Source organism: Blastococcus sp. TML/M2B, from assembly GCF_016612865.1.
Taxonomy (GTDB): domain Bacteria; phylum Actinomycetota; class Actinomycetes; order Mycobacteriales; family Geodermatophilaceae; genus Blastococcus.
On the sequence record NZ_JAENZZ010000002.1, the window covers coordinates 1,727,278 to 1,750,502 of the forward strand.

Consider the following 23,225-nt stretch of genomic DNA (forward strand, 5'->3'; position numbering starts at 1 on the left):
CGGCGGTCTCGCCGCGCGCGCTCAGCGCGCGGCGAGCAGCTGGGCCGCGGGGACGATCGTGAGCAACGTGCCCGCGAGCACGAGCAGCGCCAGCAGTCGCGGCCCCACCGGTTCCTCGCCCTGCCGCTGCCGCCACAGGCCGACGCCCGCGACCAGGGCGGTCACCGCGATCGGCACGAGCAGCAGCGCGACGTAGGGGGCCATCTCCCACAGCAGCGTGGCGGCGAAGAAGACGCCGACGCCGGCGGCGAGGGCGATGACGAGCTCGCCGGCGAACCGCAGCCAGGCCAGCGGGCCGGCCTCCCCGGGCAGGTCGTCGACGTCGCCGGTGCGCACGGCCGGGATCGGCCCGGTCGAGGTGTGCTCCTCGCGCCCGGTGGCGCGCTGGCCGGGGCGGAGCCCGCGGACGCCGGTGCGCCCGGTGTCGCGGGCGCCGTCACGGGTGCTGTCGCGCTCGACCGCGCGGCCGGAGACCCGGCCCGTGTCCCGGCCGGTCACCCGGCCCGTGTCCCGGTCGGAGCTGCGCTCGGCGACGCGGTCGCCGCGCAGGGCGCCCAGCGGGATGTCGGGCAGCGGGGCCGACGGGTGCGGAACGGCCGGCGAGCGGTCGGCGCGCAAGCCCTGGATGGCGGCGGTCGAGGGGCCGGCCACCGCGCGCCGGTCCTCGGAGGGGCGGACGGGCGGGAAGCCGGCGCCCGCCCCGGAGCGCGACGGGCTGGGCTGGAGCGCACCGGCGCGTGCGGAGCCGGCCCGGGCGGAGGAGGCGGGAGCACCTGTCGCGGTCGTGTCGGCGTCGCTGCGCCGACGACCCAGGCTCGGGCGCTCCGCCGCCGGCTCGGCGTCCGGACGGCGCTGGCGGACGACGGGCGGCTCGTCGGGTTCGTCCCAGCGGCGCCGGCGGGCGGCGCGGGAGGTGTCGATGCCCGCCTCGCGGAGGATCTCCGCGAGCGGCCGACCCCCCGTGTCGGGGTTCCAGTCCGTTCCGGCCATCACGCCCCTTCCAACGCGTCCAGCCTGCGCAGGATGACTCCCTCACGCAGCGCCCACGGGCAGATACGGACGAACGGTACGTCCAGGAGGCGCAGAGCGGCGGCAGCGACAGTCGCTCCCGCGGGAACCTGGTGCGCGCGGTTCGCCGACACGCCGGGCAGCTCCGCCAGCGCGCCGGACTCGATCCGCGACACGAAGCCCAGCACCTGGTCCAGCCCGGTCCGCGAGAGCTCCCGCGGCGCCCGGATGCCGGCCGCCGAGGGTGCGGCCCCGCTGAGCCGGGCCAGCGTGCGGAAGGTCTTGCTGGTCGCCACCACGAGGTCGGGCGGGCCGGCCTCCTGCAGCGTCGCCACCGCCGGCTCGAGCAGCGCGGTGGCGTGCGCGTCGAGGGCGGCGAGCGCGGCGAGGTCGGGTCGGTCGCCGGCCAGCGCATCGGGGAGGAACCGCCGGGTCATCCGCGCGGCGCCCAGGGGCAGGGAGAGCGCGACCTCGGGCAGCTCGTCGATGCCGACGGCCATCTCCAGCGAGCCGCCGCCGATGTCCAGCACGAGCAGCTGCCCCGCGCTCCAGCCGAACCAGCGGCGCACCGCCAGGAAGGTCAGCCGGGCCTCGTCCTCGCCGGTCAGCACCTGCAGCTCGACGCCGGTCTCCCGGCGGATCCGGTCGAGCACCTCCTCGCCGTTGCGCGCCTCGCGGATGGCCGAGGTGGCCAGCGCCATGAAGTCGTCGCAGCCCTGCTTCTGCGCCTGCTCGCAGGCCTCCTCGACCGACCGGAGCAGCGCCTCCTCACCCGCCCGCGAGAGGACGTCGTCCGGGCCGACGTGCTCGGCGAGCCGCACCGGCCAGCGGTCGTCGTGCATCGGCGTCGGGTGCGCGCCGCTGTGCGCGTCGACGACGAGCAGGTGGACGGTGTTGGAACCGACGTCGAGCACACCCAGCCGCATCCGCCCAGTCTGCCGGGGATGCCCGTCCTAGGCTGAACGGGTGCCGGACGACCCTCCCCCCGAGGTGGACCTCGACTTCGCCCGGGAGTGGGTGGAGTTCGCCGACCCGGCCGATTCCGGCCACGTGGTGCGCGCCGACCTCACCTGGCTGACCTCCGCCTGGACCTGCGTGTTCGGCCGCGGGTGCGCCGGGGTGGTCGAGGGCCGGCCGGACGACGGCTGCTGCAGCCACGGGGCGTTCTTCACCGACGAGGACGACCTCGCGCGGGTCACCGCCGCCGTCGCCGACCTGGCCGACGAGGACTGGCAGCTGGCCCCCGTGGGCCGCGGCGCCTGGACCGAGGTGGACACCGCCGAGGAACCGGAGGCATCCGGTGGGGCGGACGACGCCGAGGACGGCGTCCGCTCGCTGCGCACCCGCGTCGTCGACGGCGCCTGCGTCTTCCTCAACCGCCCAGGCTTCCCGGGCGGCGGCGGCTGCGCGCTGCACCGGATGGCGCAGCGCGAGGGCCTGCACCCGCTGACCACCAAGCCCGACGTCTGCTGGCAGCTGCCGGTGCGCCGCGAGCAGGAGCACGTCGACCGGCCGGACGGCACCCGCGTGCTGGTGGACTCCATCGGCGAGTTCGACCGCCGCGGCTGGGGTCCGGGCGGGCGGGACCTGCACTGGTGGTGCACCGGCGCCCCCGCGGCGCACGTCTCCCCCGAGCCGCTGGTCGAGACCTACGCCGCCGAGCTCACCGCGCTGCTGGGCGCGCCCGCGTACGCGGAGCTACGCCGGCTGGCCGAGGCGGCGCCTCGACCAGGGGCTGATCGCCCCCCACCCCGCCTCTCCCGTGCCCGTCGAGCTGCACCGGCGCCGCCCCACCTGACCGGAAGGTCTGCCGGTAGGCGCGCGGCGAGACCCCGCGGCGGCGGGCGAACTGCTCGCGCAGCCCCGCCGCGGTGCCGAAGCCCACGAGCCGGGCGATCTCCTCGACCGGGGCGTCGGTCCCCTCCAGCAGCGTCTCGGCCGCCGAGAGCCGCTGCCCCAGCAACCAGGCGTGCGGCGTCGTCCCGGTCGTCGCCTTGAACCGGCGGGCGAACGTGCGCGGGCTCATCAACGCCCGCCGCGCCAGGATCTCCACGCTCAGGTCCTCGGCCAGGTGCGCGCCCGCCCACTCCAGGACGACGCCGAGCAGGTCGTCCTCGCACCGGGCCACCGGGGCGTCGATGAACTGCGCCTGCCCGCCGTCCCGGTGCGGGGGCACGACCATCTCGCGGGCCAGGGCGTTCGAGGCGGCCGCGCCCCACTCGCGGCGCACGAGGTGCAGCAGGGTGTCCACCCCGGCGGCGGTCCCGGCGCCGGTGAGGATCGTGCCGTTGTCCACGTAGAGCACGCCGGGGTCGACGTCGAGGTCGGGGAAGCGGGCGGCCAGCTCGCCGGCCCAGCGCCAGTGCGTGGTCACCCGCAGCCCCTCGAGCAGTCCCGCGGCGGCCAGGACGAAGACGCCGGTGCAGTGGCTGATGATCATCGCGCCGCGGGCGTGCGCCGCGCGGAGCGCGTCGAGCAGCGCCTCCGACGGCACGTGGTCGAACAGCTCCCACGCGGTGATCAGCACGATGTCGGACCGATCCAGCCGCGACAGGTCGTGCTCGACCAGGACGCCGAGCCCGGTGTCGGTGCGCAGGATGCCCGGCGCCTCGGCGACCACCGCGAAGTCGAAGCGGGGCAGCCCCAGGTGGCGGCGGTCGTAGCCGAACACCTCGTGGCAGACGCCGAGGCCGAAGCTGCCGATCAGCCCGTCGGCGAGGACGGTGCTGACGACGAGAGGGCGGTCGGGCAGCGGCATGCGCGGCATCATGGCAGAAGACCTGCGGCGGCGGTCAGTCCTGCCACTCGTCGGGGACGGGCGTCCGCAGCAGGCTGCTCGCATGTTGATGATCACCTGCACCGTCACCGGGAACCGCGAGTTCGTCGGCCTCGACGCCGTCCGTTCGGTGACCAACCACCCCGACCACATCGCCGTCGCCGTCACCTGCCCCGCGTGCGGCGGGGAGCACGTGCACCGCACCGGCCGCCGGCTCGACGAGGCCCGCCGGGCCGCCCGTCTCGAGGCCGCCGTCCGCCGTGCGGCGGAGCTCGCCCCGGCCTAGAGTCGAACACATGAGCGAATCGCAGCAGCAGTCCGACCCGACCGCCGAGAAGGACCCGTCGACCTGGGTGACCGGCGACGAGCCCGCCACCGGGGCCCAGAAGAGCTACCTGGAGACCCTCTCCCGGAGCACCGACGAGGACGTCGAGACCGAGAACCTCACCAAGGCCGAGGCCTCGGAGAAGATCGACGAGCTGAAGAACTGAGACCCGCCGGTCGGCGCGGTCAGGCCTCGAACTTGTAGCCCAGGCCGCGCACGGTCAGCAGGTGCTCGGGGTTGGCCGGGTCCGGCTCGAGCTTCGCCCGCAGGCGCTTGACGTGGACGTCGAGGGTCTTGGTGTCGCCCACGTAGTCCGCCCCCCACACCCGGTCGATCAGCGTGCCGCGGGTCAGCACCCGGCCGGCGTTGCGCAGCAGCAGCTCGAGCAGGTCGAACTCCTTGAGCGGGAGGGCGACCGGTGCGCCGTCGAGGGTGACGACGTGCCGCTCGACGTCCATCCGCACCGGTCCCGCCTCGAGCACCGAGTCCGCGGCGGCCACCTCACCGGGCTCCCCGCGGCGGCGGAGCACGGCGCGGATGCGGGCGACCAGCTCGCGGGCGGAGTAGGGCTTGGTGACGTAGTCGTCGGCGCCCAGCTCCAGGCCGACGACCTTGTCGATCTCACCGTCCTTGGCCGTGAGCATGATGATCGGCACCGTGCTGCGGGTGCGCAGCTGGCGGCAGACCTCGGTGCCGGGCAGGCCCGGCAGCATGAGGTCCAGCAGCACGATGTCGGCGCCGCCGCGGTCGAACTCGGCGAGCGCGTCCGGGCCGGTCGCGGCGACGACGGCGTCGAACCCCTCCCGGCGCAGCATGTAGGACAGCGCGTCGGAGAACGACTCCTCGTCCTCGACGACGAGCACGCGGGTCATGCGGTCCCCTTTCCGGGGTCGGCGGCGACGGTCCCGCCGCGCGGGAGGGTGGTGTCGCCGCCGGGGAGGGTGGCCTCGCCGCCGGCGGGGGTGGGCGCGGCGGCGAGCGGGATGCGGAGCGTGAACGTCGAGCCCAGCCCCTCCTCGCTCCACACGGTGACCGAGCCGCCGTGGTTGCTCGCGACGTGCTTGACGATGGCCAGCCCCAGCCCGGTGCCGCCGGTGCCGCTCGCCCGGGACTGGTCGACCCGGTAGAACCGCTCGAACACCCGCTGCCGGTCCTGGCGCGGGATGCCGATGCCGCTGTCGGTCACCGCGATCTCGGCGAAGCCGGACCGGGCGCGGGCGGCCACGGCGATGCGCGACTCCCCCGTGCTGTAGGCGACGGCGTTGGCCAGCAGGTTGGTGACCGCGGTGACCAGCTGGCTCTCCACACCGCGGACCACCAGGCCCGGCTGCCCACCGACGGCGACGTCGAGCCGCTTGGCCCGGGCCGCGGTGCGGGTGCGGTCCACCGCCTCGGCCAGCACCCGGTCGACCGGCACCGGCGCGAGGTCGGGCAGCGGGTCACCGCCCTGCAGCCGGGAGAGGTCGATGAGCTCGCGGACCAGCCGGCCCAGCCGGTCGGCCTCGATCGCGATCCGGGCGGCGAAGCGCTGGACGGCCTCGGGGTCGTCGGCCGCGCCCTCGATCGCCTCGGCGAGCAGCGAGAGCGCGCCGACCGGCGTCTTCAGCTCGTGGCCGACGTTGGCGACGAAGTCGCGGCGCACCGCCTCGGTGCGGCGGGCCTCCGTGACGTCGGCCAGGACCAGCGCCACCGGCCCCGGCGTCGGCGGGGCGCCGCTGTCCAGCCGCACGCCGTGCACGCCCATCATCCGCGGGCCGGTTCCGGCCAGGTTGCCCGGCAGCCGGACGTCGGTGCGCCGCGCGCCACCGCCGCGGACGGCGTGCGCCAGGTCCAGCAGCTCGGGGACCAGCAGCCGGGAGCCGCGCACGATGCCGAGCGCCCGCGCGGCCGGGTTGGCCAGCAGCACCGCGTCGTCGGCGTCGACGACCAGCACCGCCGGGTCCATGAGGTCCAGCAGCCGGCGCGCCATGGCGGCCTCGGGCAGGGCCCCCGCCTGCGCATCGCGACCCGGACCGGCCGCGGCGCGCCGGGTGACGAGCACGGGGACGAGGACCACGGCCCCACCCAGGGCCAGGCCCACCACGAGAGCGACCAGCGGACTCACGATGCCGATGCTAGGTGCGCCGGAGCACCGTCCCGCCCCGAACACCTGATCGGGCGGCCGGCGCGAGGGAGTGTTCACGCGGGCGTGGGCCCACGTTCACCTGCCGGCGACCGAACGCCCCCGGGACCGGCCTAACGTCGCTCCCGACCGGTGCGGCGAGGTGCCGCGCCACCCAGGAGGACGACGTGCGCGACAGCTACCACGAGGAACTCGACGACATCCGCGGGTGCCTCGTCGAGATGGCGAACACGGTGGGCTCGCAGATGAGCACCGCCACCACCGCGCTGCTCGACGCCGACGTCGCGCTCGCCGACCTCGTCATCGCCGGCGACGCGCACATCGACGACACCCGCGAGAGCATCGACCAGCGTTGCTTCACCCTGCTGGCCCGCCAGCAGCCGGTCGCCACCGACCTGCGCACGATCGTCGTCGCCACCCGGATCGCCAGCGACCTCGAGCGCATGGGCGACCTCGCCGAGCACATCGCCAAGGTGGCGCGGATGCGGTTCCCCGACCACGCCGTCCCGCAGGAGGTGCGCCCGGCGTTCCTCGAGGCCGGGCACGTCGCGGAGATGCTGGTCGCCAAGGCCGGCACCGTCATCGCCACCCGCAACGTGGACAAGGCCCGGGAGCTCGAGACCGACGACGACGCCATGGACCGCATCCACCGCGGCCTGTTCCGCGAGCTGCTCGCCGACAGCTGGCCGCACGGCGTCGAGACGGCGATCGACGTGACGCTGCTCGGCCGCTATTACGAGCGCTTCGCCGACCACGCGGTCAGCGTCGCCCGCCGGGTCGTCTACCTGGTGACCGGCGAGCGGCATGTCCCACTGTCGCCCTCCGGGCTCTGACCGCGGCCAGGAGCCGTCCCGACCTGCGATGAGCCCAGCCCGCTCGCTCGTCGGGGACCCTCCGGGCCCCACTCCTCACGGCGCCTCGCGGGGCGGCTCCAAGCGATTCCTCGGCGACCCTCCGGGCCGCCTCGTCACCGCTTACTTGCCCTGGTTCTTGACCGCCTCGATCGCGGCGGCGGCGGCCTCGGGGTCGAGGTACTGGCCGCCGGGCTGGACCGGGCGCAGGTCGGCGTCCAGGTCGTAGCGCAGCGGGACGCCGGTGGGGATGTTGAGGCCGACGACCTCGTCGTCGCCCAGCCCGTCGAGGTGCTTCACCAGCGCGCGCAGGCTGTTGCCGTGGGCGGCGACCAGCACCGTCTTCCCGGCACGCAGGTCCGGCACGATCGCGTCGTACCAGTACGGCAGCATCCGGACGACGACGTCGGCCAGGCACTCGGTGGCCGGGCGGGCCTCCGGCGGCAGGAACGAGTAGCGGGCGTCGCCGTCCTGGCTGAACTCGCTGCCGGGCTCGATCGGCGGCGGCGGGGTGTCGTAGGAGCGGCGCCAGGTCATGAACTGCTCCTCGCCGAACTCCGCGAGGGTCTGCGCCTTGTCCTTGCCCTGGAGCGCGCCGTAGTGCCGCTCGTTGAGCCGCCACGAGCGCTTCACCGGGATCCACTGCCGGTCGGCCTCGTGCAGCGCCAGCTCGGCGGTCATGATCGCGCGCCGCAGCAGCGACGTGTGCGAGACGTCGGGGAGCAGGTCGTGCTCGGCGAGCAGCCGGCCACCGCGGGCGGCCTCGCCGCGCCCCTTCTCCGACAGCGGGACGTCGACCCAGCCGGTGAACAGGTTGGCCTTGTTCCACTCGCTCTCGCCGTGGCGGAGCAGCACGAGGGTTCCCGTAGAAGTCACGCCCACATCCTGCCCGAACGCCGTCCGGCCGCAGCCCGGGCCCGCATCAGGCCACGCTCCGCGCGGCCGGCAGCCCCTCGCCGTGGGTCTCCCGGGCGGCGTGCACCGCGGCGGCCACCACCTCGCCGGCGGTGCGCAGCTGCGCCTCGGTGTGCGTCGCCATGACGGTCAGCCGCAGCACGCCCCGGCCGCGCGGGACGGCCGGGTAGGCGACGGCGTTGGTGTAGACGCCGGCGTCGAACGCGGTGCGCCAGGCGGCACCGGTATGGCCTCCTCGGACCCGGTGGGGACGGCGACCACCGCGCCGCGGCCCTGGATCGGCCCGGCTCCCGCGTCGGCGAGCACCCGGCGCAGCAGCGCGCAGTTCTGCTGCAGCCGGACCACCCGCTCGGGCTCGGCGCGCAGGATCCGCAGCGCGGTCAGGGCGGCCGCGACCGACGCCGGGTCGTTGGCGGCGCTGAACACGTAGGGCATGCCGGACGCGCGGATGCCGTCGGCGGCGGCGCGGCTGGTCATGATCGCCCCGCCGACGCTGGCGAGGGACTTGCTCAGCGCGACGGTGACGGCGTCCACGTCGGTCAGGACGCCGAGCTCCTCACCGGCACCGCGGCCGCCCGCGCCCAGCACACCGAGGCCGTGCGCCTCGTCGACCACGAGCCGGGCACCGTGCTGCGCGCACAGCGCGGTGATGCCACGCAGCGGGGCGATCTCGCCGGTCATCGAGTAGACGCCGTCCACCACGACGACGGCGCCGGCGCGCGGGTCCAGCCGCTCCAGGCGAGCGGCCAGCGAGTCCAGGTCGTTGTGCTGCCAGCGCACGACCTTGCCCCGGCTGGCCGCGGCGGCGGCGTGCAGGCTGGCGTGCACGTGCGCATCGACGAGCAGCACGTCGTCGGGCGTGCAGACGGTGGACAGCAGCGCGAGGTTGGCGTTCACCCCGGAGGATGTGAGCACCGCCGCCTCGGTGCCGTAGAGGTCGGCCAGCTCCTCCTCGAGCTGCAGGTGCAGGCCGGTGGTGCCGTTGAGGACCCGGCTGCCCGAGGTGCTGGTGCCGTACCGGCGCAGCGCCGCGGCCGCGGACTCGATCAGCCGCGGATCACCGGCCAGGCCCAGGTAGTTGCCGGTGCCCAGGTTGATCCGGTCCCGCCCGTCGGCGTACCGGGTGACCGGCAGCGGTGCGCCCCCGGTGGGCACGGCGACCGATGCCGACCCGGGGTGGGCCGGGTCGCGGAGCAGCGCGGCGAGCGCGTTCTCGTGCAGCGGCGCGAACGGGTCGCGCCGGTCCCGCGCGGCGGCGGGCAGCTCGGGGCGGGCGGCGGTGAGGCCGTCGGTCACAGGTGCGTCTCCCCCACGTACGTCCGTGCGGGCTCCGTGCACCGCGCGCGACGCGGCCAGCCTGTGCGTTCGGTGACGGAGCGTCAACGATCGGCGCGCGCGTCACCGTCCCGGGTGGACGCCGTCACCCGATCGCGCCGTCCCGGCAGCCAGACGAGCACGACGACGACGGCGATCGCGCCCGCCGCCGCCGTCCCCACCGCGGTGACGTGCATGGCGTCGACGAAGGCCTGGCGGGCCGGCTCGACCAGCTCCCCGGCCGCCGCGGCGGCCTCCTCGTCGCCCCCGGCCTGCACCGCCCCGATCACCGACAGCGTGCTGACGATCGACTCGTCGGCCTGGTCCCGGAGCCCGGCCGGCAGCACGTCGGTGGCGTCGCCGAGGTGGGCCGCGTACGAAGCGGCGAGCAGCGAGCCGAGGATCGCCACGCCGCAGCGCGCCACCGACCTGGCGGACGGAGTTGTTCACCGCCGCGCCCGCGCCGGCCTTCTCGCGCGGGACCACCGACATGATCGACTCGGTGGCCGGCGCCATGACCGCGCCCATGCCGACGCCCTGCACCGACAGGATCGCGAGCAGCACCCAGACCGAGGAGTCGACGCCCAGCAGCTGGAAGCCGAGGAACGACGTCGTGATCATCGCGAAACCGGTCGCGCACACCGCCTTGGCGCCGAACCGCTCGACGAGGCCCGAGGTCCGCGGCGCCGTGACGGCCATGCCGACGGCCACCGGGATGAGGGTCGCGCCGGCCTGCAGCGGGGTGTAGCCGAGCACGCCCTGCAGGTAGAAGACGACGTAGAAGGTCGCGCCGAGGAGCGCGAAGAAGTTGAGCCCCAGGGCGCCGGCGGCGGCGGAGAAGGCCGGGTTGCGGAACAGCGAGACGTCCAGCGCCGGGTGCGTGGAGCGGCGCTGGAGCTGGATGAACAGCACCAGCAGCGCCAGCCCGCCGACCAGCGGGACGAGCACCCCCGGCGTCGTCCAGCCCGCGCCCTCGCCGCCCCGGATGATGCCGTAGACGATCCCGGCCAGGGCGACGATCGACAGCAGCACGCCGGGGACGTCGAGCCGGCCGGGCGAGGGGTCCTTGGACTCCGGGACGACGGCGAGCACCGCGACGATGCCGACGACCGCGACCGGCACGCCGACGAGGAAGACCGCGCCCCACCAGAAGTGCGCCAGCACCGCGCCCCCGGCCAGCGGGCCTCCGGCGACGGCGATGCCCGCGGTGCCGGCCCACACGCCGATGGCCCGGCCCCGCTCGGGGCCGGGGAAGACGTTGGTGATGACGGCGAGGGTCGTGGGCTGCACGGCGGCGCCGCCGACGCCCATCACCGCGCGCCAGACGATGAGCTCGGCCGGGCTGTCGCTCAGCGAGGCCAGCACCGAGCCGACCGCGAAGATCGACAGCCCGATGACCAGGACCCGCCGGCGCCCGATGCGGTCACCGATGACGCCCCAGGAGAACAGCAGCCCGGCGAACACGAGGATGTAGGCGTCCACGGCCCACTGGAGCTCGGCCTGGCTGGCGCCGAGGTCGCGCTGCAGCGTCGGCAGGGCCACGTTGAGGATCGTGTTGCCCATGATCACCACGAGCAGGCACACCGTCATGGTGGCCAGCACCCACCAGCGGCGGGCGTAGCCGGGAGGGGCCTCCTCGACCTCGGTGCGGTCCGTCGTCACTCCCCGCGGGTCGGGCCGCCGTCGGTGTCCGGGCGGCGGGAGGGGGTTGCGTCGGCGCGGCGGGAGGGGGTTGCGTCAGCGCGGCGGGAGGGATCGGCGAAGGCGGCGAACGCCTCGAGGTTGCGCAGCGACTCGCCGCGCTTGACCCGCCAGTCCCACTCGCGGCGGATCGACGTCCCGAAGCCGATCTCCAGCATCGTGTTGAAGTGGTCGTCGGCGTAGCTGAGCACCGAGCCGAGGATGCGGTCGAGCATCCTCGGGGGTGACCGCGGCGTGCGGCAGCCGGCCGGTCAGGTAGACGTCACCGACGTTGTCGATGGAGTACGAGACGCCGTACATGCGGGCGTTGTGCTGCAGCAGGAAGGTCCACAGCTGCTCGCGGTTCTCGTCGGGCTGGCGGCAGACGAAGGCCTCCACCCGCAGCGCGTGCTCGCCGACGCTGAGCCCGCAGACCGTCTTGAGCTTCTTGGTGCCCGGGAGGTCGACCAGCCAGGTGCCGGGGGCGGGGTGCTCGTGCACCAGCTCGCCGTCGCGGAGCACCTGCTCGATGACGGCGTCCAGCTCCGCTGTGGTCCTGCTCATCTGGCCACCTGCACTCCGGGGAGGACGCGCAGCGGACCGAGCCGCCGCTCGCGCGCGGGACGGATGGGCGCCGCGGCCATGTCGCGCGCCGCCGAGGCGTAGGCCTGGACGAGGGCGTCGGCGGTGCGGTCCCAGGAGAAGAGGCCGGCGTGCCGCCGCGCGCCGGCGGCGAGCAGCTCGCGACGGGCCAGCACGGCGCGCACCGCGACCGCGTAGTCGGCCGGGTCGTGCCCGGCCACGAGGACGCCGGAGACGCCGTCGCGGACCGCCGTCGGCAGCCCGCCGACCTCGGCGGCGACCACCGGCGTGCCGCAGGCCTGCGACTCCAGGGCGACCAGGCCGAAGGACTCGTTGTGGCTGGGGACGACAGTGACGTCGGCGGCGCGGTAGTGCAGGGCGAGCCGCTCGGGCGGCTGCGGCGGGAAGAACGTGACGACGTCGGCGATCCCGAGCGAGCCGGCGAGCTCCTTGAGCTGCTCGGGGGCGTCGAGGCCGGAGCCGCTGGGCGCGCCCACGACGTGCACGCGCAACCGGTCGCGCAGGCCCGGGTCGTCGGCGAGCAGCCGGGCGGCGGTGTGCAGCAGCACGTCGGGTGCCTTGAGCGGCTGGATGCGCCCGACGAACAGCAGCACGACGGCGTCCTGCGGCATGCCCACCGCCCGGCGGGCGGCGGCGCGGTCGCCCGGTGAGAAACGCTCGAGGTCGACGCCGGGCGGGACGACGAGGGTGCGGGCCGGGTCGGCGCCGTAGAGGCGCACCAGCTGGCGGGCCTCCTCGTCGGTGTTGGCGATCAGCCGGTCGGCCTCGGCCACGACCTGCTCCTCGCCGATGACGCGGGAGCGCGGCTCGGGCCGGTCGCCGACGGCGAGCGCCTCGTTCTTGACCTTGGCGAGGGTGTGCGCGGTGTGGATCAGCGGCACGCTCCACCGGTCGCGGGCCAGGTACCCGACCTGCCCGGAGAGCCAGTAGTGCGAGTGGACGACGTCGTAGTAGCCCGGCTCGTGCTGGGCCTCCTCGCGCAGCACGGCCGCGGTGAACGCGCACAGCTGGGCGGGCAGCTCCTCCTTGCCCAGGCCCTCGAACGGGCCGGCGACGACGTGCCGCACCGTGACGCCGGGGCACATCTCCACGACCGGCGGCAGGTCGCTGGAGGTGGCGCGGGTGAAGATGTCGACGGCGATGCCGCGGGCGGCCAGCCGACGGGACGCCTCGACGATGTAGACGTTCATGCCGCCCGCGTCGCCGGCGCCGGGCTGGTCGAGCGGGCTGGTGTGCACCGAGAGGGTCGCGACCCGCCGGGGCGTGCCGGAGCGGATCGGGCGGCGAGCGGGCACGTGCGTTCCTCCCGCTCGGCAGTTGTGGTGGTCCGGACCGTCACGGGGGCCAACGCGGCGACCCCTGTTGGTCTTCCATCCTGCAACAGCGCGAGGATGAGCACATGTCAGGTGCCTCACCTCTCACCCGGTCCGGTAGCTCCGAGCGGCCCGGCGCCGGGCGCACCGCCGTCGTCACCGGAGCGTCCAGCGGGATCGGCGCGGCCACGGCGGCACGCCTGGCCGCGGACGGGTTCGACGTCGTCCTCGGGGCGCGGCGGATGGACCGGCTGACCGAGCTGGCCGAGGCCATCGGGGGCCGGGCCCTGCCGCTGGACGTGACCGACCCCGCGTCGGTCGAGGCGTTCGCCGCCGCGCTGGACCGGGTCGACGTGCTGGTGAACAACGCCGGTGGGGCGTTCGACGCCAACCCCGTCGCGGACGCCGACCTCGACTCGTGGGCGCGGACCTACGAGGTGAACGTGCTCGGGACGGTGCGGCTCACCAAGGCGCTGCTGCCGGCGCTGATCGCCTCCGGCGCCGGCGACGTGCTGTTCGTCGGCTCGACCGCGGGGCTGACCACCTACGAGAACGGCAGCTCGTACACGGCGGCCAAGCACGGCGAGCACGCGCTGGCCGGGGCGCTGCGGCTGGAGCTGGTCGGGCAACCGGTGCGGGTCATGGAGATCGCGCCCGGGATGGTGCACACCGAGGAGTTCTCGCTCAACCGGCTGGGTTCGGCCGAGCGCGCCGACGCCGTCTACCGCGGGGTGCGCGAGCCGCTGGTCGCCGACGACGTCGCCGACTGCATCGCGTGGGCGCTCACCCGCCCGCACCACGTGAACGTCGACCTGCTCGTCGTCCGCCCCCGCGCCCAGGCCGCCCAGCACAAGGTGCACCGCGAGACCGACTGACCCGAACCCCTGTTGATCATCGTCATCCGGCTGGCTCCACCGGCGTGGCGGGCAGCCAGATGACGATGATCAACTCGGTCTGACGGCGGTCGGTTCGCGTTCGAGGGTGACGCCGAAGCGCTCCTGCACCGTGGCGATGATCCGGTCGGCGAAGGCGAGCAGCTCGGCAGCGGTGGCGCCGTCCTCGGTGGTGAGGGCCAGGCTGTGCTTGGACGACGTCCCCACGTGTCCCTCGCGGGTGCCGCGGCCGAAGCCGGCGTGCTGCACCAGCCAGGCGGCGCTGAGCTTGACCGCGTCGCCGCGGGCCGGCCAGCTCGGGCAGCCCTCGACGGCCTGCTGCGCCGGGACGATCGGGTTGGTGAAGAACGAGCCGGCGCTGCGGGAGTCGGGGTCGGCCGGGTCCCAGACCATGCCCTTGCCGCGGCGCAGCCGCAGGACCGCCTCGCGGACGTCGGCCAGCGGTGCGGGCTCGCCGACCTCGACGCCGAGCGTGCGCGCCAGCTCGGCGTAGCCGACCGGGCGGGACAGCGGGCCGGGGTGCAGGTCGAAGGCGACCTCGAGGACGACGAAGCGGCCGGGCTCGCGCTTGAGGCGGCTGTCGCGGTAGGCGAACCCGCACTCGGCCGGGGTCAGCGAGCGCTCGGACTTCTCGGCGCGGTCGTACACGCGGACGCCGGTGATCGTCTGCGCGACCTCCTGGCCGTACGCGCCCACGTTCTGCACGGGGGTGGCGCCGGTGGAGCCGGGGATGCCCGACAGCGCCTCCACGCCGGCGAGCGACTCGGTGACGGTGCGCGCGACGAGCCCGTCCCAGTCCTCGCCGGCCTGCACGGTGAGCCGGTCGCCGTCCCGGGCGATGCCACGGGTGCGGACCGCGACGACGTCGCCGGGCCAGCCCTCGTCGGGCGCGACCAGGTTCGAGCCGCCGCCGACGAGCAGCAACGGGCGGCCGGCCTCGTCGGCGTCGCGGACGGCGTCGACCAGCTCGGCGGCGGTCTCCACCTCGAGCAACCGCTCGACGGGGCCGCCCACGGCCAGGGTGGTGAGGTCCGCCAGCCGGACGTCGCGTCGAACCTGCACGCCGCAACGCTAGCCCGGACTACCCTCCGGACCGGTGACCGAGGGCAGCAGCGAGCACAAGAAGCGGGCCTCGCTGTCGCCGCAGCGGCAGCGCAGGGCGCCCCGGCTGGCGGCGGGGCGGGCCCGCGCGCTCGGGCTGCCCACGCGCGGGACGACGAACGCCAACCGGCTGCGCCGCGTGGACCGCTGGCTGCTGGCCACCCAGGTGCCGCGGCTGCGCGACTCGGCCCGGCCGCTGGTGGTGGATCTCGGCTACGGCGCGTCCGCCGTCACCACGTTGGAGCTCGTGGAGCGCCTCGCGCCCGAGGTGCCGGGGCTGGAGGTCGTCGGGCTGGAGATCGACCCGGCGCGGGTGACCGCCGTCGCCGACGACCGGGACCCGCCGCGGGTGGACTTCCGGGTCGGTGGCTTCGAGCTGGCCGGGCTGCGGCCGGTGGTCGTCCGCGCCTTCAACGTGCTGCGCCAGTACGACGAGGAGTCCGCGGCGCGGGCCTGGGACACCATGCGCGCGGGGCTGGCGCCGGGCGGGCTCGTCGTCGAGGGGACCTGCGACGAGTGGGGACGGCGCTCCGCCTGGGTGGCCCTGGACGCCGACGGGCCGCTCACCCTGACGCTGTCCGTCCGGGTCTCCGACATCGAACGCCCGTCGGACCTCGCCGAGCGCCTACCCAAGGCGCTGATCCACCACAACGTCCCGGGCGAGCCGGTGCACGAGTTCCTGCGCGCCTTCGACGCCGCCTGGGCGGGCGCGGCCGGGCTGTCCACCTTCGGCCCGCGGCAGCGCTGGGTGGGCGCAGTCGAGGCGCTGGCCGAGCAGGGCTGGCCGCTGGTCGGGTCGTCCCGGCGGTGGCGGCACGGCGAGGTCACCGTCCGCTGGTCCGCCGTCGCCCCCGCCTGACGCCGCTCGGGACTTTCGGTGCAGAAAGTCCCGACGGAGAAGGTGACGGGGCTCCCCACCTCGGGACTTTCGGTACAGAAAGTCCCGACGGCGAAGGTGAGGGACTCCCCACCTCGGGGACTTTCGGTACAGAAAGTCTCGACGGCGTTCCCGCGGGAACGTCCCACCCTGCTTCACCGCGAAAGCGCAGACGTCGGATCAGCGCCAGGCGTCGGCCCACTCGGCGGGCGCGGTCGAGCAGCGTTCGTCGCGGAACTCGCCGGGCACCATCCACCACTGCTCGTCCGGCCCGCTCTCCAGCACCAGACCACCGCCGAGCCCGGGCACCTCGATGGACCACTGCTCCCAGGACGTGTTCATGTCGAAATCGGGATACGAGCAGGGCCGGCCGACGGCGGGGTGCACCTCGCCCTCACGACTGCACCCCTGCGTGGTGACGAGGTCGAGCGGGACGTCGTCGAGGGCGCAGTCGACCGCGTCGATCCCGTCCGCCGGTGGCAGCGAGCGCAGCTCGTCGCAGCGGTAGTGCGCGGACATCGCGAAGGGCGTCCGGAGGAATGCGGCCTGCGCCGACCGCGCCTCGACCCAGGGCTGCCCCTCGGCGGCCATCAGACCGACGTCGGGCAGGAACACGACGGCGGACTCGTCCGCCAGTTCCCGCTCGACCCTCGGGACGAGCGACTCCCGGAGCGAGGAGCACTCATAGCGGTACGACTGCACGGCCGCGCCGTCGCCGGTCAGGCAGCCGTTCCACGCCGGGTCCTCGCCGAGCGCACCCAGCTCGACCCCGGCCATCTCGTCGCATGCCGGGAGGGCCGCCGCGACGTCCGCGCTCCGGTCCCGGACCACCAGCCAGGTGAGCAGCCCCCCGACCAGCAGCCCGGCGACCACCGCCACCACCAGCCGACGAGCGGGCATCAGTCCTCCAGCGTCTCGAACGGCACGGTCCGGGCAGGCTGCCGCGCAGCCTCGCGCAGGCTGTCGAGCGTCGGCGTTCCCGCCAGCCACCGCTCCGCGACGTACGACTCCGCCGCCGGCAGGGACAGCCGGCCGTCGTCGCCCACCTCGGCCAGCACCTCGCCGTCGAAGGCGATGCTCCAGATGCCGGGGTCGTCGTCGAAGACCCCGGCGTCCGCGTCCAGGAACAGGACCAGGTCGCCGAGGGCGGGCAGGCCGTCGGCCACGACCTCGACGGGCGTCCGCGGGTTCAGCGCCAGCCCGACGACGAGGGGATCCGGCGGGACCTGGCCGGCCAGGACCTCGGTGACGGCGACCTCGGCGTGCACGGTCCGCCACTGGGCCCGGGGGTCGTCGAAGGGCACCTCGGTGCTCGCGGTGTCGTCGTCCTCCGGGACGTAGAACGCGCGGCCCGGGCGGACGTCCGTCACGTGCCCGACGACGACCGAGTCGGACAGGGTGGTCGTGTTCCCGTTGCGGACGGCGTAGGTGATGGTGGGCAGGAACTCGACCAGGGACGCCGGGCCGATCGCACGCGAGGCCGCGGAGCCGGTGGTTCCGAGCAGCTCGCGGTACTGCTGCGCAGCGGCCTCCGGGTCGACGACCGCCTGGGCCGCCCCCGAACCGTCCGCGACCGTGTCGTCGCCGCGGTCCTGCTCCCGCGCGCCGTCGAGGACGGCGACGCCGGCCACCCCCACGGCGATCGCGACCACACCGGCCAGCACCGAGGCCCGCCGGCGCCGGCTGCGCCGCCGCAGGCCCGCGACCCGGTGCACCAGGTCGGTGGGCGGCAGCCCGGCCAGCTCGGCGTCGCGGTGCAGCGCCTCCCTCAGCTCGCTGGTGTTCACGGCACGTCCTCTCCCTGCAGCACGAGGTCGTCGGAGGGGGACAGCAGGGCCCGCAGCCGCGCCAGCCCGCGCGAGGCCTGGCTCTTCACCGAGCCGACCGAGCACCCCAGCGCCGCGGCCGTAGCGGCCTCGGAGAGGTCCTCGTGGTAGCGGAGCACGACCACGGCCCGCATCCGCGGGGGCAGTGTCGCCAGCGCCGCCACGGCCCGGCCCGGCTCCACCGGCCCGGCCTCGGACGCCGCGCGTTCCGGCAGCCGGTCGGTGAGCACCTCGCCCACCCGGCGACGGCGCCGCCAGCCGGCGTGCGTGGTCACCAGCACCCGGCGCACGTACGGGTAGGCGGCCTGCGGGTCGGCCAGCCGCGACCACCGGCGCGACGTCTTCAGCAGCGACGTCTGCAGCAGGTCCTCGGCCAGCCACCGGTCCCCGGTGAGCAGGAAGGCCACCCGCAGCAGCGCGGGTGACCACTGCTCGACGAAGTCGGCGAACTCCGCCTCGCTGCTCACGGCACCTCCGGTCCGGCGGCCTCCGCGGCCGCCCACCCCTGAACACGCCCGCAGACCCCGCCGGGGTTGAGAGCCGGACGGAAGAAGTCAGACGGCGACGGCGGCGCCGATGATCGCGCGGGCGTCGGAGGCCCCGCGGGGAGGCCCGTCGACCGGGAAGTCGATGAGGTGCGCGTGCCCGAAGCCGGCCGGGTCGGGGCGCACCACCTCGACCTCGTGCCCGCGGTCGGCCAGCCCCGGCGCCCAGGACGCCGGCGCGTGCGACTCGATCCGCACCCGGTGGGTCTCGGGCCGCTCCCAGATGTTGAACCCGGTGCCGCCCTCGACTCCGAGCACCCACCGCGGGGCACCGATCACCTCGGCCGGGTCCGCGCCGGTGTTCAGCAGCCGGGCCAGCAGCTGCGTCACCAGCTGGGTCTGGGAGTCCCCGCCCATCGTCCCGAGGACGGCGCGCAGCGAGCCGTCGGGCCGGGTGACGACAGTCGGCGCCAGCGTGTGCGGCGGCCGCCGGCCGGGCCGGTACTCCGCCGGGTGGCCGGGCTGCAGGCTGAAGCTGATGCCGCGGTTGTGCAGCAGGATCCCGGCTCCGGGCACCGCGACGTGGCAGCCGAACTCCTTGGCGTTGGACTGGATGAGGCTCACCGCCATCCCGTCCCGGTCGGCGACCGCGAGGTGGATCGTGCCGCCGTCGCGGTAGCTGTCGTCGAGCGCCAGCCGCCGGTCCGGGTCGAGCAGAGCGGCCCGGGCGTCCAGCCGGCCGGGCGCGAGCAGCGCGGCGCCGTCGGCGTCCTCCGACAGCTGCGCGACCCGGTCGAACCCGGCCAGCCGCGCCGACTCCACCGCGAGGTGCGCCCAGTCCGCGCCCTCGGTGGCCGCCGGCAGCCCGACCCGCGCGGCGATCGCCGCCCCCGCGAGCGCCACGTAGCCCGCCGAGTTCGGCGGGACGGTCCACACGCGGTGGCCCCACACCTCCAGCGACAGGCCGTCCACCCAGTCCGCGAGCGGGGTGGTGAGGTCCTCGGGCCGGTACTCCCCCGCGCCCGCCTCGAGCAGCCGCTCGCCGAACTCCCCGCCGTAGAAGCCCTCCCGGCCCTCGGCGACGATCGCCCGCAGCACGCGGGCCGGCCCGGGCCGCTCCAGGTGGTCGCCGGCGCGCACCCCGGACAGCACCAGCTCGTCGCAGCCGGTGACGCCGGCCAGCTTCGGCAGCATGAACGCCAGCAGCGGGGACGCCGGGAAGCCCGTCTCGGCCAGCTCGATCGCCGGCCCCAGGACGTCGGCCATCGGCAGCCGGCCGAGGCGGGCGTGCAGCGCCAGCCAGCCGTCCACGCACCCCGGCACCGGCGCGCTGCGGACGTCGCCCAGCACCGGCATGCTGCGGTGGCCCTCGGCGCGCAGCCGGTCCGGGTCCGCGCCGCTGCCGGCCCGCCCGGTGGCGTTGAGCACCAGCGGCTCCGCCGATCCGGTGCCGGGGCCGGCGACCAGCGCCATGAGGTCGCCGCCCATCCCGCACATGTGCGGCGTGGTCACCGTCAGCGCGGCGCTGGTGGCGATCGCGGCGTCCACCGCGTTCCCGCCGGCCCGCAGGACCGCGACGCCGACGTCGGAGGCCAGCCGGTCGACGCTGCACACCAGGCCGTCGGGGCCCTCGACGGTCGTCGTCCCCCAGGTCACGCGCCGGTTCCGGGCCGGGCCGCGCCGTAGGTCGCCGGGCCGGCGTCCGAGGTGCGCCCGCTGCGGGCCACCTCGACGGCGGTGCCCAGCGCGGCCAGGAACTCGTCGGCCACGCGGTCGTGCACCGGCGACACCATCACGTGCAGCCCGCCGGGCTGCCGGTTCGGGAACCAGCCCTGCTCGGCCAGGGAGTCGGCCACGACCCGCATGTCCAGCACGTCGCTGCCGAACTGGAAGACGCACAGGTCGGGGGTGGAGGTCAGCGACAGCTCGTCGATGGCCTCGATCCCGGCCTGGAGCCGGCGGGTCGCGTCGCGCACCTTGCGCGCCTGGCGCAGGAAGCCCTCCTCGCCGAGGTGCTTCAGCGCCGCCCAGGCCCCGGCGATCGGCGGCGCCGGGCGGGTGCCGGCCGTGGTGGGCGAGCCGTACATGCCACCGCCCCAGGCGCCGTCGTCGAACCACCACTGCGTCCGGTACTGGGCGACGTCCCGGTGCAGCAGCACGCTGGCGCCCTTGAACGCGTACCCGTACTTGTGCAGGTCGGCGCTGATGCTCGTGACGCCCTCGACCCGGAAGTCCCACGGGGGCACCGGCTCGCCCAGCCGCTCCCAGAACGGCAGCATCATCCCGCCCAGGCAGGCGTCGACGTGGCAGAGCACGCCGGCTTCCCGGGCCAGCGCCGCCACCTCCTCGACCGGGTCGATGACGCCGTACGGGTAGCAGGGCGCGCTGGCCACGACCATGGCGGTGTCCGGCCCGATCGCCGCCTTCATCGCCACGACGTCCAGCCGGTAGCCCTCGTCGACCGGCACCCGGACCTGCCTCATGTCGAGCAGGTGGCAGGCCTTCGCGAACGCCGGGTGCGCGGTGATGGCGGTGACGAGCACCGGGTCCGCGATGCCCTTCTTGCGCGCGGTCTCCCGCGCCACCAGCACCGACATGAAGATCGACTCGGTGCCACCGCTGGTCAGCCCGCCCGCCCCCGGGGTGCCGTGCAGCAGGCCGGCGACCATGTCCGCGGTCTCCCGCTCCAGCCGGGCCAGGCTCGGGAAGCGCACCGGGTTGAGCGCGTTCTCCGCCAGGTACTCGCGGCTCACGTCGGCGAGCAGCTCCTCCAGCCCGTCGTCGTCCGGGTGGAAGATCAGCCCGAAGATGCGGCCGCTGCGCCAGTCGGCGTCGTCGTGCCGGTTCGCCCGCAGCTGCGCGAGGACGTCGTCGCCACCGGACCCGGTGGCGGGCAGGGCGGCTGCGGGCTGAGCGTCGGACACGGTGCCTCCAGAGGTGTGCCGGCGGTCACGCCCGCCGTCCCGGTCGCGGACACTAGCCGCGCCGCCCTGGCTAAGGTCGGACCGGTGAAGATCCTGGTCCTGGGTGGGACGTCGTTCGTCGGGCGCGCGATCGTCGAGGAGGCGCTCTCCCGCGGGGACGAGCTGACGCTGTTCAGCCGCGGGCGCACCGGCACCGAGCTGTTCCCGGACGTCGCCCGGCTCGTCGGCGACCGGTCGAGCGGCGACTACGCGGCGCTGGCCGGCACCGACTGGGACGCCGTCGTCGACGTGAGCGGCTACGTGCCCCGCCACGTGGCGCAGGCCGCCGGCGCGCTGGCCGGCTCCACCGGCCGGTACCTGTTCATCTCCACCGGCTCGGTCTACGACTGGTCGAGCCCCGTCGACGTCGCGGACGAGTCCGCGCCCCGGCTCGCGCCCGAGCTCGGCACCGAGGAGGTCACCCCGCGCAGCTACGGCCCGCTCAAGGTGGCCTGCGAGGACGAGGCGCTGGCCCGCTTCGGCGACCGGGCGACGCTGGTCCGGCCCGGCATCGTCGCCGGGCCGCACGACCAGACCGACCGCTTCACCTGGTGGGCGCGGAAGGCCGCGCAGGGCGGGATCGTCCCGCTGGCCGCCCGCCCGGACCAGCCGGTGCAGGTCGTGGACAGCCGCGACCTCGCCCACCTCGTGGTCCAGCTGCTGCACGACGACCGCGACGGCACGTACAACGCCGTGGGCCCCGCCGAGCCGGTCACGCTGGCCGGGCTGGTCGAGGCCTGCGCCCGCGGCACCGGCGCGACGGTCCAGGTCGTGCCGGTCGACCCCGCCCTCGCCGGCGCCCCCCTGCCGCTCACCGTCGCCGATCCGCGGTTCGACATCGGCATGCGGCGCAGCGCCGCGCTCGCCCGCGGCGTCGGCCTGACCGCCACCCCGCTCGAGCAGACGGCAGCCGACGTCGTCGCCTGGGACCGGGAGCGCGGCGTGCCGGCGCTGGCCGTCGACCTGCCGGCCGAGCGCGAGGCGGCGCTGCGGGCGGCCGCGGGGGCGTGAGGACGCCGCCCGGCCCCACGCCCGTCCTCGGCGGCACCGCCGAGCTGCTCGCCGACGCCGACCGCGACGGCTCGTGGGTGCTCATGGTCGAGGGCACGCCGCAGTCGCACGTCGACCTCGAGGACCCGACCCACCTGGAGTTCGAGTACGTCCGCCGGATGGGCCCACGTGCTGGACCTCGCGGCACCGGAGGGGCAGCCGCTGGACGCCGTCCACCTCGGGGGCGGCGCGCTGACCCTGCCCCGCTACCTGGCGGTCACCCGGCCCGGCAGCCGACAGCGGGTCGTGGAGATCGACGCGGCGCTCACCGACCTGGTGCGCGAGCACCTGCCCCTGCCGCGCGGCGCGCGCGTGCGGGTGCGCGCCGGCGACGCCCGCGAGGCGCTGGAGAGCCTGCGGCCGGCCTCCGCCGACGTCGTCGTCACCGACGTGTTCGCCGGCGCGCGGACGCCGGCGCACTTCACCACCGTGGAGTTCGCCGCCGCGGTCGCGCGGGTGCTGCGCCCCGGCGGGGTGGCGGTGGCCAACGTGGCCGACGGGCCGCCGCTGCGCTTCGCGCGCAGCCAGGTGGCGACCCTCCGGCAGGTCTTCGCGCACGTCTGCCTGCTCGCCGAGCCCGGCACGATGCGCGGCCGGCGCTTCGGCAACCTGGTCGCCGTCGCCTCGGACACCGAGCTACCGCTGGCCGACCTGAGCCGCGCCTGCGCGCGCGACCCGATGCCCGCGCGGGTGGTCGACGGCGCGGACCTCGACCGGTTCGCCGGGAAGGCCGCACCGGTCACCGACGACGGGGCGCAGCCCTCCCCCGAGCCGCCGGCGGGCGTCTTCGGGCGCTGACCGGCGCTCAGGCGGGCCGGGTCACCAGGAGTTGCCGCGGCGCAGGCCGCGCACGGCCGGGCGCACGTCGACCAGGTAGACCGCAGCGGCGATGACCGCCGGCAGGCCCAGGAAGCTCATCGCCCCGAACAGGTAGACGAAGACGGCCGCCAGGCCGGTGATCCCCGCCCACGCGGGCTTGGTCAGCTTCCCCATCGCGACGAAGGCCGGCGCGGGCCGGATCAGCGCGTCGACGAACGCCCACAGGGTCAGGACCTGGGCCGCCACGTAGAGGGCGCCGAAGAGCAGCCCGTCGAACTCCGCCATGACCGCGAGGGTACCCGGA

The 23,225-nt window shown here is 75.6% G+C and carries 25 protein-coding genes; 7 read left to right on the forward strand and 18 right to left on the reverse strand.

The genetic code is table 11. From position 1 onward, the window contains the following. Positions 1-21: 21 nt before the first annotated feature. The 3 genes from JKP75_RS16895 to JKP75_RS16905 form a co-directional block, all read right to left on the reverse strand. The gene (locus tag JKP75_RS16895) at positions 22-990 is read right to left on the reverse strand and encodes a hypothetical protein (protein WP_200491314.1); all 969 of its coding nucleotides are present in this window, start codon (positions 988-990) and stop codon (positions 22-24) included. Further along, positions 990-1,934, reverse strand: coding sequence for a hypothetical protein (locus JKP75_RS16900; RefSeq protein WP_200490109.1), 945 nt, complete (start codon positions 1,932-1,934; stop codon positions 990-992). Before JKP75_RS16900 ends, JKP75_RS16895 begins: the two co-directional genes overlap by 1 nt. Before the next feature lie 737 nt (positions 1,935-2,671). Then, positions 2,672-3,766 (reverse strand): helix-turn-helix domain-containing protein, encoded by a 1,095-nt coding sequence (locus tag JKP75_RS16905; protein WP_200493271.1) that lies wholly within the window; start codon positions 3,764-3,766, stop codon positions 2,672-2,674. 82 nt (positions 3,767-3,848) lie between these two features. Between JKP75_RS16905 and JKP75_RS16910 the strand changes: the two genes are divergently transcribed. Next, positions 3,849-4,070, forward strand: a complete 222-nt coding sequence (locus JKP75_RS16910; RefSeq protein WP_200490108.1) for a hypothetical protein — start codon at positions 3,849-3,851, stop codon at positions 4,068-4,070. Between the two features lie 10 nt (positions 4,071-4,080). Next, positions 4,081-4,275, forward strand: coding sequence for a DUF3072 domain-containing protein (locus JKP75_RS16915; protein ID WP_200493272.1), 195 nt, complete (start codon positions 4,081-4,083; stop codon positions 4,273-4,275). Between the two features lie 19 nt (positions 4,276-4,294). Here the strand turns inward: JKP75_RS16915 and JKP75_RS16920 are convergent, their stop codons facing one another. Then, positions 4,295-4,981 (reverse strand): response regulator transcription factor, encoded by a 687-nt coding sequence (locus JKP75_RS16920; RefSeq protein WP_200490106.1) that lies wholly within the window; start codon positions 4,979-4,981, stop codon positions 4,295-4,297. Next, positions 4,978-6,213, reverse strand: a complete 1,236-nt coding sequence (locus JKP75_RS16925; RefSeq protein WP_200490105.1) for a cell wall metabolism sensor histidine kinase WalK — start codon at positions 6,211-6,213, stop codon at positions 4,978-4,980. Before JKP75_RS16925 ends, JKP75_RS16920 begins: the two co-directional genes overlap by 4 nt. A 185-nt stretch (positions 6,214-6,398) precedes the next feature. Here JKP75_RS16925 and phoU point away from each other — a divergent pair, with 185 nt between their 5' ends. Next, positions 6,399-7,064, forward strand: a complete 666-nt coding sequence (gene phoU / locus JKP75_RS16930; protein WP_200490104.1) for a phosphate signaling complex protein PhoU — start codon at positions 6,399-6,401, stop codon at positions 7,062-7,064. A 141-nt stretch (positions 7,065-7,205) separates the two neighbouring features. Here phoU and JKP75_RS16935 read toward each other — a convergent pair whose 3' ends face one another. The 6 genes from JKP75_RS16935 to mshA all read right to left on the reverse strand — a co-directional run bounded on the left by JKP75_RS16935 (position 7,206) and on the right by mshA (position 12,889). Then, complete coding sequence (locus tag JKP75_RS16935) at positions 7,206-7,958, reverse strand: phosphoglyceromutase (RefSeq protein ID WP_200490103.1); 753 nt, start codon at positions 7,956-7,958, stop codon at positions 7,206-7,208. Positions 7,959-8,004: 46 nt separating this feature from the next. Continuing rightward, positions 8,005-8,139 (reverse strand): hypothetical protein, encoded by a 135-nt coding sequence (locus JKP75_RS23065; protein WP_255523325.1) that lies wholly within the window; start codon positions 8,137-8,139, stop codon positions 8,005-8,007. Then, the gene (locus tag JKP75_RS16940; protein ID WP_200493274.1) at positions 8,127-9,293 is read right to left on the reverse strand and encodes an aminotransferase class I/II-fold pyridoxal phosphate-dependent enzyme; all 1,167 of its coding nucleotides are present in this window, start codon (positions 9,291-9,293) and stop codon (positions 8,127-8,129) included. Before JKP75_RS16940 ends, JKP75_RS23065 begins: the two co-directional genes overlap by 13 nt. Positions 9,294-9,395: 102 nt before the next feature. Next, a complete protein-coding gene (locus JKP75_RS16945) occupies positions 9,396-10,973 on the reverse strand; it encodes an MFS transporter (RefSeq protein WP_309229929.1) in 1,578 nt (525 codons plus the stop codon). 75 nt (positions 10,974-11,048) lie between these two features. Continuing rightward, positions 11,049-11,555, reverse strand: a complete 507-nt coding sequence (locus JKP75_RS16950) for a YbjN domain-containing protein (RefSeq protein WP_242473363.1) — start codon at positions 11,553-11,555, stop codon at positions 11,049-11,051. Then, complete coding sequence (gene mshA, locus JKP75_RS16955) at positions 11,552-12,889, reverse strand: D-inositol-3-phosphate glycosyltransferase (protein ID WP_200493279.1); 1,338 nt, start codon at positions 12,887-12,889, stop codon at positions 11,552-11,554. The genes JKP75_RS16950 and mshA overlap by 4 nt, the downstream gene beginning before the upstream one ends. A 104-nt stretch (positions 12,890-12,993) precedes the next feature. Between mshA and JKP75_RS16960 the strand changes: the two genes are divergently transcribed. Continuing rightward, positions 12,994-13,782 (forward strand): SDR family oxidoreductase, encoded by a 789-nt coding sequence (locus tag JKP75_RS16960; RefSeq protein WP_200490101.1) that lies wholly within the window; start codon positions 12,994-12,996, stop codon positions 13,780-13,782. A gap of 69 nt (positions 13,783-13,851) precedes the next feature. Here the strand turns inward: JKP75_RS16960 and JKP75_RS16965 are convergent, their stop codons facing one another. Continuing rightward, a complete protein-coding gene (locus tag JKP75_RS16965) occupies positions 13,852-14,862 on the reverse strand; it encodes a UDP-N-acetylmuramate dehydrogenase (RefSeq protein WP_200490100.1) in 1,011 nt (336 codons plus the stop codon). Positions 14,863-14,896: 34 nt separating this feature from the next. Here JKP75_RS16965 and JKP75_RS16970 point away from each other — a divergent pair, with 34 nt between their 5' ends. Beyond that, complete coding sequence (locus tag JKP75_RS16970) at positions 14,897-15,760, forward strand: class I SAM-dependent methyltransferase (RefSeq protein WP_200490099.1); 864 nt, start codon at positions 14,897-14,899, stop codon at positions 15,758-15,760. Positions 15,761-15,958: 198 nt separating this feature from the next. Here JKP75_RS16970 and JKP75_RS16975 read toward each other — a convergent pair whose 3' ends face one another. The 5 genes from JKP75_RS16975 to JKP75_RS16995 form a co-directional block, all read right to left on the reverse strand. After that, a complete protein-coding gene (locus JKP75_RS16975) occupies positions 15,959-16,678 on the reverse strand; it encodes a hypothetical protein (protein ID WP_200490098.1) in 720 nt (239 codons plus the stop codon). Further along, positions 16,678-17,565 carry a hypothetical protein gene (locus JKP75_RS16980; RefSeq protein WP_200490097.1) on the reverse strand — a complete coding sequence of 296 codons (888 nt, stop codon included), beginning with the start codon at positions 17,563-17,565 and terminating at the stop codon, positions 16,678-16,680. The genes JKP75_RS16975 and JKP75_RS16980 overlap by 1 nt, the downstream gene beginning before the upstream one ends. After that, entirely contained in the window at positions 17,562-18,071 is a 510-nt protein-coding gene (locus tag JKP75_RS16985) for a SigE family RNA polymerase sigma factor (RefSeq protein WP_200490096.1), read from the reverse strand. The genes JKP75_RS16980 and JKP75_RS16985 overlap by 4 nt, the downstream gene beginning before the upstream one ends. A gap of 87 nt (positions 18,072-18,158) precedes the next feature. Continuing rightward, positions 18,159-19,745, reverse strand: a complete 1,587-nt coding sequence (locus tag JKP75_RS16990; protein ID WP_200490095.1) for a gamma-glutamyltransferase family protein — start codon at positions 19,743-19,745, stop codon at positions 18,159-18,161. Beyond that, positions 19,742-21,013 carry an aspartate aminotransferase family protein gene (locus tag JKP75_RS16995; RefSeq protein ID WP_200490094.1) on the reverse strand — a complete coding sequence of 424 codons (1,272 nt, stop codon included), beginning with the start codon at positions 21,011-21,013 and terminating at the stop codon, positions 19,742-19,744. The genes JKP75_RS16990 and JKP75_RS16995 overlap by 4 nt, the downstream gene beginning before the upstream one ends. Before the next feature lie 84 nt (positions 21,014-21,097). Here JKP75_RS16995 and JKP75_RS17000 point away from each other — a divergent pair, with 84 nt between their 5' ends. Beyond that, a complete protein-coding gene (locus tag JKP75_RS17000; protein ID WP_200490093.1) occupies positions 21,098-22,063 on the forward strand; it encodes an NAD-dependent epimerase/dehydratase family protein in 966 nt (321 codons plus the stop codon). Between the two features lie 168 nt (positions 22,064-22,231). After that, positions 22,232-22,900: a fused MFS/spermidine synthase gene (locus JKP75_RS17005; RefSeq protein WP_309229930.1), complete on the forward strand. Its 669-nt coding sequence runs from the start codon at positions 22,232-22,234 to the stop codon at positions 22,898-22,900. Positions 22,901-22,921: 21 nt separating this feature from the next. Here JKP75_RS17005 and JKP75_RS17010 read toward each other — a convergent pair whose 3' ends face one another. Continuing rightward, the gene (locus tag JKP75_RS17010; protein ID WP_200490091.1) at positions 22,922-23,206 is read right to left on the reverse strand and encodes a DUF2516 family protein; all 285 of its coding nucleotides are present in this window, start codon (positions 23,204-23,206) and stop codon (positions 22,922-22,924) included. Between the last annotated feature and the right edge of the window lie 19 nt (positions 23,207-23,225).